At 66.0% G+C, this 12,524-nt stretch carries 8 protein-coding genes and 1 pseudogene; 8 read left to right on the top strand and 1 reads right to left on the bottom strand.

The features are described from left to right. The first annotated feature begins 570 nt into the window (after nucleotides 1-570). Nucleotides 571-7,467 carry a polymorphic toxin-type HINT domain-containing protein gene (locus IO20_RS0131895; RefSeq protein WP_245685131.1) on the top strand — a complete coding sequence of 2,299 codons (6,897 nt, stop codon included), beginning with the start codon at nucleotides 571-573 and terminating at the stop codon, nucleotides 7,465-7,467. Next, nucleotides 7,464-7,772 (top strand): hypothetical protein, encoded by a 309-nt coding sequence (locus tag IO20_RS40500; RefSeq protein ID WP_007264378.1) that lies wholly within the window; start codon nucleotides 7,464-7,466, stop codon nucleotides 7,770-7,772. The genes IO20_RS0131895 and IO20_RS40500 overlap by 4 nt, the downstream gene beginning before the upstream one ends. A gap of 197 nt (nucleotides 7,773-7,969) precedes the next feature. Here IO20_RS40500 and IO20_RS0131900 read toward each other — a convergent pair. After that, nucleotides 7,970-8,848: pseudogene (locus tag IO20_RS0131900) on the bottom strand (tyrosine-type recombinase/integrase); the annotation flags it as partial. A 27-nt stretch (nucleotides 8,849-8,875) separates the two neighbouring features. Between IO20_RS0131900 and IO20_RS37090 the strand changes: the two are divergent. From IO20_RS37090 to IO20_RS0131925, 6 genes are all read left to right on the top strand, one after another. Further along, a complete protein-coding gene (locus IO20_RS37090; RefSeq protein ID WP_157850835.1) occupies nucleotides 8,876-9,529 on the top strand; it encodes a hypothetical protein in 654 nt (217 codons plus the stop codon). 78 nt (nucleotides 9,530-9,607) lie between these two features. After that, nucleotides 9,608-10,555: a hypothetical protein gene (locus tag IO20_RS40505; protein ID WP_157850836.1), complete on the top strand. Its 948-nt coding sequence runs from the start codon at nucleotides 9,608-9,610 to the stop codon at nucleotides 10,553-10,555. Nucleotides 10,556-11,453: 898 nt separating this feature from the next. Next, nucleotides 11,454-11,576 carry a hypothetical protein gene (locus IO20_RS42065; protein ID WP_281181691.1) on the top strand — a complete coding sequence of 41 codons (123 nt, stop codon included), beginning with the start codon at nucleotides 11,454-11,456 and terminating at the stop codon, nucleotides 11,574-11,576. Nucleotides 11,577-11,595: 19 nt separating this feature from the next. Next, nucleotides 11,596-11,844, top strand: coding sequence for a hypothetical protein (locus tag IO20_RS0131915; RefSeq protein ID WP_030556380.1), 249 nt, complete (start codon nucleotides 11,596-11,598; stop codon nucleotides 11,842-11,844). Nucleotides 11,845-11,940: 96 nt separating this feature from the next. Beyond that, nucleotides 11,941-12,201 carry a hypothetical protein gene (locus tag IO20_RS0131920; RefSeq protein WP_030556382.1) on the top strand — a complete coding sequence of 87 codons (261 nt, stop codon included), beginning with the start codon at nucleotides 11,941-11,943 and terminating at the stop codon, nucleotides 12,199-12,201. A 75-nt stretch (nucleotides 12,202-12,276) separates the two neighbouring features. After that, nucleotides 12,277-12,524, top strand: a 248-nt coding sequence (locus IO20_RS0131925) for a Ku protein (protein ID WP_031127768.1), incomplete at its 3' end; no start/stop codon positions are given.

Consider the following 12,524-nt stretch of genomic DNA (forward strand, 5'->3'; position numbering starts at 1 on the left):
ATCACGCTGTTTGCCGGGCTTAATGGGGTGCTCTCTCATCTGCCAGGGAAGGAACCGCTTAACCCTTCTCTGTGCGGGACTACATAGTTACGCTCCGTGACGTTAATCACGTAGAGCAGTCACGCCCTGGCATTCCTTCACGACACGCCCGCAGAATCTTCCAATCTGAAGTGTCATCACCTGCGGTCCGCTCCGGTCCCGCTCCAAGTGGTCCGGGGGGACCCCACCTTGTTCGGTCGAATCCCGCCTGCACGCCGTCGCGTGCGGCGAACTGTCATACCCGCCCTGGGCGCAGCCCTGCTGGTGGGTCTACTGCCTGCCCAGTCCTTGGCTTTGCCACCCGACCCAGCGACGGCCGAGACCGGCCGGGAATCCCTCGAAACCGTGCCGCTCGACCTCGAAGCCATCGAGACGGAGAAGCCGGTCGAGGGCGAGACGCTCGAGAAGGACCTCGAGACGCTCAAGGAAGAGGTTCCGCCAGACCTCCAGCAGGCCCCTACCGGGACCACGACGCCGCCGCCGGCGAGCACGGGCACTGTTTCCTTCGGTACCGTCCTCAGTGCCGCTCTGATGACGGAGACGGCTGCCGAGACGACAGCTGAACCGAAGCCGGTTCCCGGCGTCCCGGTCAGGCTCGGCCAGGCCGATGGCCAGCCCATGCCCACCGGAACCTGGGCGGCCACGGTCATCGACCGGACCAAAGAGATCACCGCCGGTATGGACCGCGCGCTGACGGTCGGCACACTCGTGACCGTCGAGGCGCCCACCACCGGGTCCGTGCCCATCAAGGTGCAGCTGGACTACAGCTCGTTCGAGAATCTCTACGGCGCCGACTGGTCCTCCCGTCTGCGCCTCGTCCAGTTCCCCGAGTGCTACCTGACCACGCCGCTCGAAGAGGCGTGCCAGGCGTACACGGAACTGGAATCGGTCAACGACGCCGGCGCCGACTCGATCACCGCGACCGTCGACACGGCAGCCGACGGCACGACGGCGCCCGCATCCTTCACCGGCGGCACTTCCTCCTCCGGGCCCGCGATGATGCAGGCGTCCTACACCACCGCGACGCCCACGGCGACCGGCGGTGACAAGGCCGTCGTCGGCGCCGTCGACTCGGGCGCCGGCAACGGGGGCTCGTTCAAGGCGACCCCGCTCGCCTCGAGCGGCAAGTGGTCGGCGGGAGGCTCCTCCGGTGCCTTCACCTGGAGCTACCCCCTGGTCATCCCGCCCACGCCGGCCGGGCCCGCACCTAACGTGTCGTTCAATTACAGCTCGCAGACGGTGGACGGAAAGACCTCCGTCTCCTCCCCTCAGGCCTCGTGGATCGGTGAGGGCTGGGACTACGACCCGGGTCACATCGAGCGCCGCTACCGCGCCTGCAAGGACGACACCAAGACTCTCAAGGCCGGTGTACCCAACAACACCGCCAAGGCCGACAAGACCAGCGACCTGTGCTGGGTGTCCTACAACGCCGTGATGTCACTCGGCGGCAAGACCACTGAACTGGTGCGCGACGACGCGGCGACCACCAATGCCGAGACCGGCACCGAGACGTACCGCTCCCAGAACGACGACGGCACCCGGATCCAGCGCCACACGGGCGGCACGAACGGCGACAACAACGGCGAGTACTGGGTCGTCACCACGACCGACGGAACCAAGTACTACTTCGGCCAGAACAAGGTCGACGGCGGCCACGCCAATACGAACTCCGTCTCCACCGTGCCCGTCTTCGGCAACCACCCGACCGAACCCTGCTACCAGGAGACGTTCGCCAACTCCCGGTGCGGGACGAGCAAGCAGGCATGGCGCTGGGGCCTCGACAAGGTCGTCGACGTTCACGGCAACGTGATGGTCATCAACTGGACCCAGGAGAAGAACCACTACGCGGTCCGAGAGAAGCGGAAGACCCCGGAACAGTACGACCGGTTCGCGTACCCCACGAGCATCGAGTACGGGATGCGCGCGGGCACCCTGACCAATCCGGCCGCGAAGGTCGAATTCGGCGTACAGCAGCGTTGCCTCAAGTCCGACACGGTCTGCGCCCCCGCCAACTTCGACAAGACGGGCGACGCCGGTGCCTACCGCGCGTGGTGGGACACCCCGGGCGCGCTGAACTGCAAGTCCACCTCAACCCTCTGCCCCGCGTTCCCCTCGTTCTGGACCCAGATGCGTCTAGGCGCCGTGACGACATGGGCGGCACGGGCCGGCCAGACGAGCCTGGGCAAGGTCGACACCTGGAACCTCTACCAGTCCTTCCCCGAGGACTGGTACGACTCCTCCCCAGGCCTGTGGCTCAACTCCATCACCCGGACCGGCTTCGGCCCCGGTGACACCACCGGCACCAAGCAGTCCAAGGACGGCGTCAGCTTCGCCAAGTACACCGTGGGGACCACCTCCCCGCTGCGAGGCCGGCTCAAGGACCAGCAGCTCCGCAATCTCGTTCCCACCGGCGAGGCTGACAAGCGGCCTCCGTTCACGCGCCCTCGCATCGGCACGGTGGCGACCGAAACCGGCGGCAGCATCGAAGTCGAGTACGCGGGAGGCTGCGCGACCGAACCGGCCGAGGACAAGGGGCAGGCCAACACGTACTGCTACCCGGTGCGCTGGTCCCCTGACGGTGAAGAGAAGACACCGGCCAAGGCCTGGTTCAACAAGTACGTCGTCGACTCGATCACCGAAACCGACAAGGTCACCTCGCCCTTCAGCAAGCCCATCTACACCAAGTACCGGTACTACGGACCGGCCTGGGCGAAGAGCAACGACGAATTCACCCGCCCGGCACTGCGCACCTACAGCGACTGGCGCGGCTATGGCAGGGTCACCGTCACCAAGGGCAGCAGTGTCGGCGACGGCACGTGGTACACCCCGCAGTCACAGTCGTTCTCCGAGGCCCGCTACTTCCAGGGGATCGGCGGCGAGATCAAGGACTCCACGGGCAAGGCCCTGCCAGTGGCCAACGAGCCGCAGTACGCGGGCATGACCTCGGAGACCATCAGCTATCTCAACTCCGACAGGCCGGCCGGCGGCATGCCGAAGGTCGTCAGCCGCACCCTGAGCGTTCCGGAGTCCACACCGACCGCTTCGCGAAGCCGCGAGGCCGAGGACGGCAGCGACCCCGGACCACTCGTCGCTCACAGGATCAGCGTCAAGCAGTCCGACGCCATACAGACGATCGGCACCAGCTGGCAGGCGGTGCGGACGGCCACTCTGGCTCGCGACGAGCACGGCCTGCCGACCAAGGTGGAGACCGCGGTCGTCAAGCCCAACGGCACCGGCGGGGAGAATCTCTCCGAGCAGACCTGCACCAAGACCGTGTACATCGACAGCACGTCGGACTGGCTGATCGGCCTGCCCCAGTCCAAGCGCACCACCGCCACCTCCTGCGCGAACGTCGACACGGCCATTCCCGCCACGGAGCTGAAGGGCTCGGTGGAGATCACCTACGACGGCGGCGCCGCCCTCACCAGGGGCCTGCCTACCAAGGTCTCCGAGATCGACGGAACCGGGACCTCCCACTCGGTCACCACGACCACGACCTACGACCCCCTGGGCCGGATCCGTACCACCATCGCGCCCGGCTCGGGCACGACCGAGACGGAGTACACCCCCGGTGACGAGGGCGGCCCCGTCACCGCCGTCAAGACCAGCAAGACCGTCAACGGCAAGGTCCACGAGACCACCACGACCTTCGACCCCGGCCGAGCACTGCCCCTGACGGTGACCGACCCCAACGGCCGCGTCACCCGTACCCAGTACGACGCACTCGGCCGCCTGGTCAAGGGCTGGTCCGCCTCCCGCTCCTCCGGCAGCCAGAGCCCGAACGTCGAGATCGACTACCAACCGGCCATCGCCACCGCCACCGAGACCAGCCCGGCAGCGGTCACCGTCAAGTCCCTCAAGGACGACGGCACGTATGCCACTCAGATCACCGTCTACGACGGGCTGATGCGGCAGGTCCAGACCCAGTCCGAGGCCGTCGGCCCTGGGCGGATCATCAGCGACACCAAGTACAACGACCAGGGCCTGCCCGCAGAGCAGACCAGCGGATACCTCGCCAAGGGCAACCCCGAGACCAAGGCCTTCGAGGTCAAGTCCGCCTCCCTCATACCGAGCCGGGTCAAGACCGTCTACGACGGCCTGGCACGCGCCACGCGCCAGACCACCTTCCACGGCGCCACCGCCAAGTACTCCTCGTACACCGGCTACGTCGACAACAGCGTCACCGTGGACCCGCCCGGCTCCACAGTGCCGAAGACGACGACCACCTCTGACGCCCTCGGCCGCGTCACCGACATCCGCCACTACACCACCCTCGCCAGCAGCGGTCCCTACCGCACGACCACGTACGGCTACGACCGGCGCGGCAACCGCACCTCCGTCACCGACCCGGCCGGCAACGCCTGGACGTACATATACGACGCCCGGGGCCGGGTGACCTCCTCCACCGACCCCGACACTGGCACCACCGAGACGCACTACGACGAAGCCGACCGCCCGGTGGAGGTGAAGGACCAGCTCCAGCAGGTGACCAAGACGACCTACGACACGCTCGGCCGTATCACCGAGGTGAACGGGGGGCCGACGACCGCCCCGCAGATCAAGAGGTTCACCTACGACATGACCGGGGCACTCGGCCTGCCCTGGGAGTCGAAGCGGGTCACCAGCGCCGGCGAGTACATCGACCGGGTGACGGGCTACGACACCGAGTACCGGCCGACCGGGCGCGAGACGGTCATCCCGCAGAACACCATGACCACGGGCCTGTCGGGCACCTACTCGTACGCGTACACGTACACGCCCACCGGAAAGCCGCTGTCGGTCACGCTCCCCGCGAAGGGTGGCCTGAACAGCGAGAAGGTCATCACCCGCTACACCGAGGACGGCCTTCCCGAGTCCACCTCCGGCCACAGCTGGTACACCACCGACATCACCTACTCCCCCTACGGCGAAGTCCTCCGCACCGTCTCCGGCGCCCAGCCCTACCGCGTCTGGACCACCAACTTCGTCGACGAACACACCGGCCGCCTCCAGCGCACCGTCAGCGACCGGGAAGCGACGAACTACCATCGCATCGCCGACGCACGGTACGCCTACGACACCTCGGGCATGATCACCGCCAGCGCCCGGGAGCTGGCCGACGGGGCCGTGAGGACCTGGGACAACCAGTGCTTCACCTACGACGCCATGGGCCAGCTGGTCAACGCCTGGACCTCCTCCATCACACCGCCGCCCGTCACACAAGGAGCGGTGGGCGGCACCGGCTGCAAGTCGGCATCGGGAGCCACATGGGGCCACCGCTTCGACGGTGCCTCCTCCAGCGGACCGGTTGCGGACGCCGCCCACCAGGCCGGCGCGTCAGCACCCGCCAGCCTCGCGGGCACGGCACCCTTCGCCGGCACCATTGCCACCGACACGACCGCCTACCGCCAGTCCTTCACCTACGACTGGCTCGGCAACCGCGCCACCCACACCGACCACGACCCGGCCGGCAACACCGCCAACAACACCAGCTACACCTACAACTACCTAGCAACCCAGCCCCACACACTGGCCTCCGTCGCTTCCGCAGACACCGCCAAGAGCAGCACGTACACCTACAACCCCACGGGCACGACCCGAACGCGCGGCTTCCCCGGTGACGCCCTGGACCAGAACCTCATGTGGACGTCCGAGCAGAAGCTCGAGTCGAACACCGTAGGCACGGGCACCACGGCCACGAAGACGACCTACGTCTACGACGCCGCCGGCAACCGCCTCCTGGAGAACTCCCCCACAGGCAGCACCCTCTACCTCGGCGAAACGGAACTCACCACCGACAAGGTCGGCCTGATCACCCGGGCTTCCCGCTCCTACGGCCAAGCAGGCGCCCCCACCGTCGTACGCACCACCAACGGCACCACCACGGGCCACACACTCAGCGCCCTGATCACCGACCACCTCGGCACCGCCAACACCACGGTCGAACTGTCCACCGGCCAGCCGGTCACCCGCCGCAGCTTCAAGCCCTACGGCGAACTCCGCGGCCCGAAGCCGACCACCTGGCCCAACAAGCGCAGCTACCTCGGCGTAGGCATCGACGACACCACAACCGGCCTCACCCACATCGGCGCCCGAGAATACGACCAGAAAACCGGCCGCTTCCTCTCCGCCGACCCCATCATCGACTTCACCAGCCCGCTCCAGATGAACGGGTACACCTACGCCAACAACAACCCGACCACACTTTCCGACCCCACCGGCCTCATGCCCGCTTGTGGTGTAAATGGTCGCTGCGAGTCCGGTAGCGGATTCCCGGAAACCGAGGTCAACAGGCCCGATCCGTCGAGTGGCGAAAGTGGTAATGGTGGAGCGACCAACCAGGGAGTGGTATCGGAAACTTCGGTCAATGAAACGACCTACCTGGAGTACGGCCCAGGAAGTAATCCACTCCCCGTTCCCGAAATAGGACAAGAGCAGTATCTGGAGGCTTACCACCGGAACCTCGAGAAGTGGGGCTACAAACCTGGCACCTGGATGGAAGCAGAATTCTTTAAGCTCAGGGCTCACTACTTTGCTTGCCTGACAGACGGTGTCGAGTGCACGGACAACCTAAAGTGGAAGAGCCTTCTGTCTTTCGCGGAGGCAGCCGGCTTCGACGGTAATGGAAGGCCGCTGAAGGGGCACGCCGGCAAGGGCACGGGCAAGGGGAAGGGCGACTGCACCAGGTGCTTCCTCGCGGGAACCGACGTTCTCATGTCCGACAGGTCAACGAAGAATATCGAGGACATTGAGCCCGGCGACGAAATCCTGGCAGCAGATCCCCTGACGGGTGAGTCCGGTCCGCGGACGGTAACGCGCCTGATCGTCACTGAAGACGACAAGCACTTCAATGAGCTCACGATCGGCACGGAAGTCGGCCTCGAGAAACTCACCGCAACACACGAGCACCCCTTCTGGTCTCCTTCCGAGAGCAACTGGATCGAAGCCGGCCGCCTGACATCGGGCATGACGCTCCTTACGGACGACAATGACACCGTCACAGTCCTGGCGAACCGCGCATACACGCAACACGCCCGGACCTACAACCTGACCGTCGACGACCTACACACGTACTATGTGCTGGCGGGCGAGACGCCGGTACTCGTGCACAATTCCAACTGCGGGCCAGCGGAGTATTACCGCGGCGCCAAGGGTGGAGGGCCGAGCTTTGTGCCGAGACCGAACGACTACAAGGTGGACCCCGCAACAGGATTCGTTAAGGAAACGCACGGCGTTTCCTTGTTCGATAATCCTGGAAGTATCACGAGCCGTGGTTTCGAGTCACATGGAATTGATCCGGCATCTATGCCCAGCACGCTTCGAGTCATTCAACGAGGCAAGGATCTGAGGCATTATGAAATCGTACCTTCGCCAGGGGCAAATCTAACCCCGGCGAGGTACACCGAGGAGCTATCGAAAATTCGATGCATGTGCGGTGGAGGCGGATGAACTTGGCAACGTCGTACCACGTCAGATTTCCTGATTATCTCGATGGCTATGAGGCCGAGACCGAGGCCAAAGGCTATCTGGTGGGAGTGGTCGTGAGTGCAGGGAATCGATCATTCGAACTTACGGTCTACGACCGGGCTCGCCTGGTTCAAGAACTCGATGATGAGCTGGATTCGGATCGCGCGTATTTTGCCGTTCCTAACTTGCTGGTCGTCCGATCGGTAACAAGGGCCGAGATCTTCAGGGTCGTAGAAGCCCTGGCGAAAGGAAATTTTCAGGAGTTGGTAACGACCCCGGTGGAATAGAGAACTAGGCACCAGGGTGTGGAGCGAGCGGACAGTGCGCAGGTTCCGGCGTGGTGGAAGCGCATAATGTCGCAATGTCAGCGTGGCGTTGTGCCACGTTGCATCAATCCGCAAGATAGTTATCTCGCCGGAAGCCCCACCAGAGTTTGTTTCTGGTGGGGCTTCTGAGTCGTTTGACGGCAACGGTGACGGCAACGTCAGCGGACGACGGCCGCGACTGGTGGGTCGGGGTCGTCTTCCTGGCTGCCGATAGCATGGCCCAGAGTGTCGATGGCGTCGCGCTGGAGGCGGAGTCGGACGTGGGCGTAGACGCCGGCGGTGACGCCGATGTGGGCGTGGCCCAGGAGCTCCTTGATCACGACGAGGTCGACCCCCTGCTCCAGGAGCAGGGTGGCGGTCGAGTGGCGGAGGTCGTGGAAGCGGATGCGGCGGAGTCCAGCCCGGTCCAGGAAGCTGCGGAAGCGGCGGGTGAGGTTGGCAGGGTCGAGAGGCCCGCCGGTCGGGGTGGTGAAGACGAGGCCGCTGTCCTGCCAGGCTGACTCAGCGGTCTCTCGCTCCTTGTCCTGCCGCCCCTTGTGCTCCTTGAGGGAGTGGAGGCATTCGGTAGGGAGGGCGATGCGGCGTTCGGAGGCGCGGGTCTTGGTGGGCAGGTGGGTGAGGCCGCCTGTTCGGGTGCGCTGGAGTGAGCGGTGGATGCTGGCCGTTCCAGTGGTGAGGTCGAGGTCTTCCCAGTGAAGGCCAAGGAGCTCACCTTTGCGGAGTCCGGTGCGCAGGGCGAGTTCATACAGCGCGTGCAGCCGGTCGGCGCGGGCGGCGTCGAGGAACTGGCGGGCCTCGGCTGCGGTGAGCGGACGGAAGCGCCTGGGCTGGTGCGTGGTGGTCTTGACGTTGCGGGCGACGTTGCGGGGCAGTTCGCCTTCGCGGACGGCGTGTTCCAGTGCCGACTTGAGCACAGAGTGCACGTAGGTCACGGTCAGAGCGGACAGCTGCTTCTGGCAGCACTCGCCGATGGCGCAGCACCTCTTCCGTTCGGTGTCCAGGCCCTGGGTGCAGCACTGGCAGGTGGTGCGGAGCCGGCAGTCGGTGAACGCGTCTGGTGGAGCTTGTTCCAAGAAAAGCCCCGCCCCCTCGAAGGCGGCGTGTGGAAGTGGCCGTGGATCACCGACAACCGCATCGGCCCCGTCGGGTTCCGAGGCGTCGACCTGACCCGCATCGTCGTCGCCGTCGACCATGCCGGCGGCGCCGACGACGTCAACGACGAGACCGGCCTGGTCGCGGCCGGACGCACCGCCGACGGCCACATGTACGTCGTCGCGGACGAGTCAGGCCGGATGGGCGCCGACACCTGGGGACACAAGACCTGCCGCCTCGCCCTCAAAGTCGATGCCGACGCGATCATCGTCGAGAACAACTTCGGCGGCGACATGGCCAAGCAGATCGTCACCCAGGCCTGGAAGGAACTCGCCGAGAAGGGCGAGACCAAGGGCCGACTCATGCCCGCGATCATCGAAGTCCACGCCAAGCAGGGCAAGAGGCTCAGGGCCGAGCCGATCGCGCAACTCTACGCCCAGGGCCTCGTCCACCACGTCGGCGAACACCCTCGTCTCGAGGGCCAGCTCGTCACCTGGATCCCCGGCATGGACTCCCCAGACCGCATGGACGCCGCCGTGCACGCGCTCACCGAGCTCGCAGACCCCGCCGCGGCCCTGGCTGGGACGGGTGCGTACGACGATCAGCGGCTCGCGGGCCGCCGCTGAAGAAGCCGCCCGAGCACGCCCAGGCTACCTTGAAAGAGGGGAAATTCGGATGCCATTAGGCAGTCGGAGGTTGACATCATGGCCGACCTGGAACTCGAGGGATACAACAACTCAAAGTCGACGACCTACCTGGTTGGCAGGAAAGGCGACCACGGACCGGACGTCCTGGAACATTTCGACGGCGCCAATATCATAGAAGTCAAGCCAAATCCGGACCTACTCAACGGAAATTTCCACCACAACGCGATCTACGCACTCGGAGCGGGTGATGGCACCGGCGTCCTAGGCACGAGTGAAACGGGTGTCGGCGTCAAGGGAACGTCCTCCAAATATGCAGGCCTCCTCGGCACGGGAAGGCCCGGGGTCCGAGGTGAGGGCAGCATTGGCGTCCAAGGCGTCGACGTCTCCGGCGCCAACGGCACAGGGGTGCAAGGGGAGGGCTACATCGGTGTAGAGGGAACGTCCAAAGCGAGCGGAGGGCAAGGAGTCCGAGGGGAGGGCCCCATCGCCATATACGGGAAGGGTACAGGCAACCAAAGCGAGGGAGTCCACGGCCTCGGTAAAACTGGCGTATTCGGAGAGGGAATTCGAACCGGCGTCCGAGCAAAGGCCGAAACCGGTCCGGGCATGAACAGCTGGAGCACGAATGCGGCAGGCGGGATTTTCGAGGGGGGAACCATCGGCATAAAGTGCAAAGGCAACAGTGAATCAGGTGGAGACTTCGAGGGCCGAACCGCAGGAATTACCTGCAAGAGCAGCGAGGGATCGGGCGGCGTGTTCGAGGCGGATGCACGCGGACAGATCCAACTCGTACCGAGCCAGGCCCCCTTCAGCATCGACTACGGGGTCCCAGAGTTGCCGAGCAATGGAAGAGCCGGGGAGCTGATAGCCATAACCCATGAGGACGGCAACTGCGCTCTGTACCTATGCATTCGACCGCCATACCGGCCACAGCATTCGCACATCGTCCTGCCAGCTTCCTGGGCGCAGATACAGCTCGGCGATGCGTTCCCAGGGCTGGGTTGAACGCCACTTCCTGTGCGGCTGATTCCGGACGAGGTGTGTGTCCTGCCAGACGCCTGAGCGCAGCCTGGTGAAGGCGGCCCCTGCTGCGGTCTCCACGGGGTCCGGGGCGTACGACGACCAGCGCCTCGCGGGTCACCGCCGATCCCTGGACGCATATGCCGGAGGCTGGTTCGTGCACGACTCTGGCGTACCGGACCGGCCCGGTGGCAGGGTGAACCGCAAGCGGCCCCCGCATCCCGACCCCTGCGGCGCGGCCGCCGGCCCGGCCCCGCGTCGCCCGCAGGGGGCCGGGCCGCGCCCGCCTCCCGGCTCCCCACGGGAGGCCACAGGCGCGTAGGCCCTGTTCTCGTACAGCTACGGCCAAGGGACATGTAGCGCTGCGTGACGCTAAGGGGCGACCCCGCACTACCAGCGGTCGCCCGATGCGGAGTCCCACCAGCCAGGGCCCAGCTCTCGCAGAGGGCCAGGCGCCGGTGGCTGCAGAGCTTTCCCACTTGGCGGCGTCTGCCTTCTTCGAGCGAGGCGGGCAACCGCCTCGCGGGCCTCGTAGTGCGCCTTCATACGTTCCCGCCGTACCGACTCGGCGTACTGCGCCTTCTTTTGACGGAGCCGTTCAGCCTCGTGGCGTTGCCGACACCATCGGCACATGAAGCCTTCCGGATACGGACGCTGGCGTGCCACCCGTCGGCAGGCAGGCTGTTCACATCGTTTGAGACGGCCCATGAAACCCCTCCCCCTACGCGTCGACAGCTACCTGAGGAGACACCATGACGCATCAGCGGGCAAGGGGGTTCTGCTGTTGCTCATCGGACAGGCAGAGCGGTGCCGCGGTAAATGCCGGATTTACTGCGACTGCGGGCCACCCATCAGGGGTAACGGCCGCGTTTCCGCGGATGAGGTGTACGCATTTACTGCGGCCGTCACCTACGGGCTGGCCGCCGCCGAGGACTACAAGGCGCGCAAGGCCGCCGAGGACGGTGTGAGTGACGTTCAGGTCGTTCTGGTCAGGCCCGGTGAGTAGCCCTGGTAGAAGTGCTGCCATGACGCACGAGCTGGACCCGGCCCGCGCGCAGCTCCTCGCTCGCCTGCAGACCATCCCCCGCTTCCAGGCGCAGGACGAGACGTTCCTGGTCCGGCGCCTGGCCCGGATGACCGACCGGCGGGTCGCCTCGGTCCTTGCCATGGCGGACGAGGAGTTCTACGCGGAGCCACCGGACCCGACTGGTCAGTACGCGCCGGCCACCGACCCCACTCCCGTCATCCTGTACCACCACGTCGATGGCGGATGACCTCCGACCGGCTCGGGGCGGCGTTGTCAGACCCGGCTCGTAGCGTCATGAGGAGAGGGCCGGCACCGGTCGGCCCGGCGACGTAGGGAGCGGGTCATGGGTGAGATCACGGTCAGTGCGCAGGACATGCACCACCTCCTCCACGACCCCGCGAGCGCGTACGGCGCCCCGTACCAGCGGGCCTACACGGAGCTCGCCGCCTCGCACCGCGGCCGCCCGGTCGCCGAGATCGTGCCGCTGCTCCGCGAGGCGGCCGACCGTGCGCTCCTCGGCTTCACCGACGCCGACCTCGCCGAGCAGGCCTGCGCGATCAGCAGCGGCGCCCCGTACGAGCTCCGCGTCCGCATCACCCGGTAGGCCCGGAGGCGTGCGATCACAGGTCCGGTCTGCCTAGCCTGTAAGCACGTCCAGGGGGGTCCTGGAGGAACACGGATGCCCCGTCCCCTGTGGTCCGGAGCGGTGTCGTTTGGCCTGGTCACGGTACCTATCAAGCTTGAGACGGCGACCGAGAAACACGACGTCTCGCTACGGCAGGTGCACCTGGAGGACGGCGGTCGCGTCCGGTACCGCAAGACGTGCGAGAGCGACGGCCAGGTCCTCACCGAGGACGAGATCGGCAAGGGCTACGAGATCCACAAGGACTCGGTCATCCCGATCACCGACGACGACCTCGCGAACAT

Source organism: Streptomyces exfoliatus, assembly GCF_000725545.1.
Classification (GTDB): Bacteria; Actinomycetota; Actinomycetes; order Streptomycetales; family Streptomycetaceae; genus Streptomyces; species Streptomyces exfoliatus.

Excerpts from the sequence above, each read along its gene's own strand:
- IO20_RS0131915 (WP_030556380.1), top strand. The coding sequence starts at position 11,596 with ATGACGCACGAGCTGGACCCGGCCCGCGCGCAGCTCCTCGCTCGCCTG.
- IO20_RS0131895 (WP_245685131.1), top strand. The coding sequence starts at position 571 with ATGACGGAGACGGCTGCCGAGACGACAGCTGAACCGAAGCCGGTTCCC.
- IO20_RS40500 (WP_007264378.1), top strand. The coding sequence starts at position 7,464 with ATGAACTTGGCAACGTCGTACCACGTCAGATTTCCTGATTATCTCGAT.
- IO20_RS40505 (WP_157850836.1), top strand. The coding sequence starts at position 9,608 with ATGGCCGACCTGGAACTCGAGGGATACAACAACTCAAAGTCGACGACC.
- IO20_RS0131920 (WP_030556382.1), top strand. The coding sequence starts at position 11,941 with ATGGGTGAGATCACGGTCAGTGCGCAGGACATGCACCACCTCCTCCAC.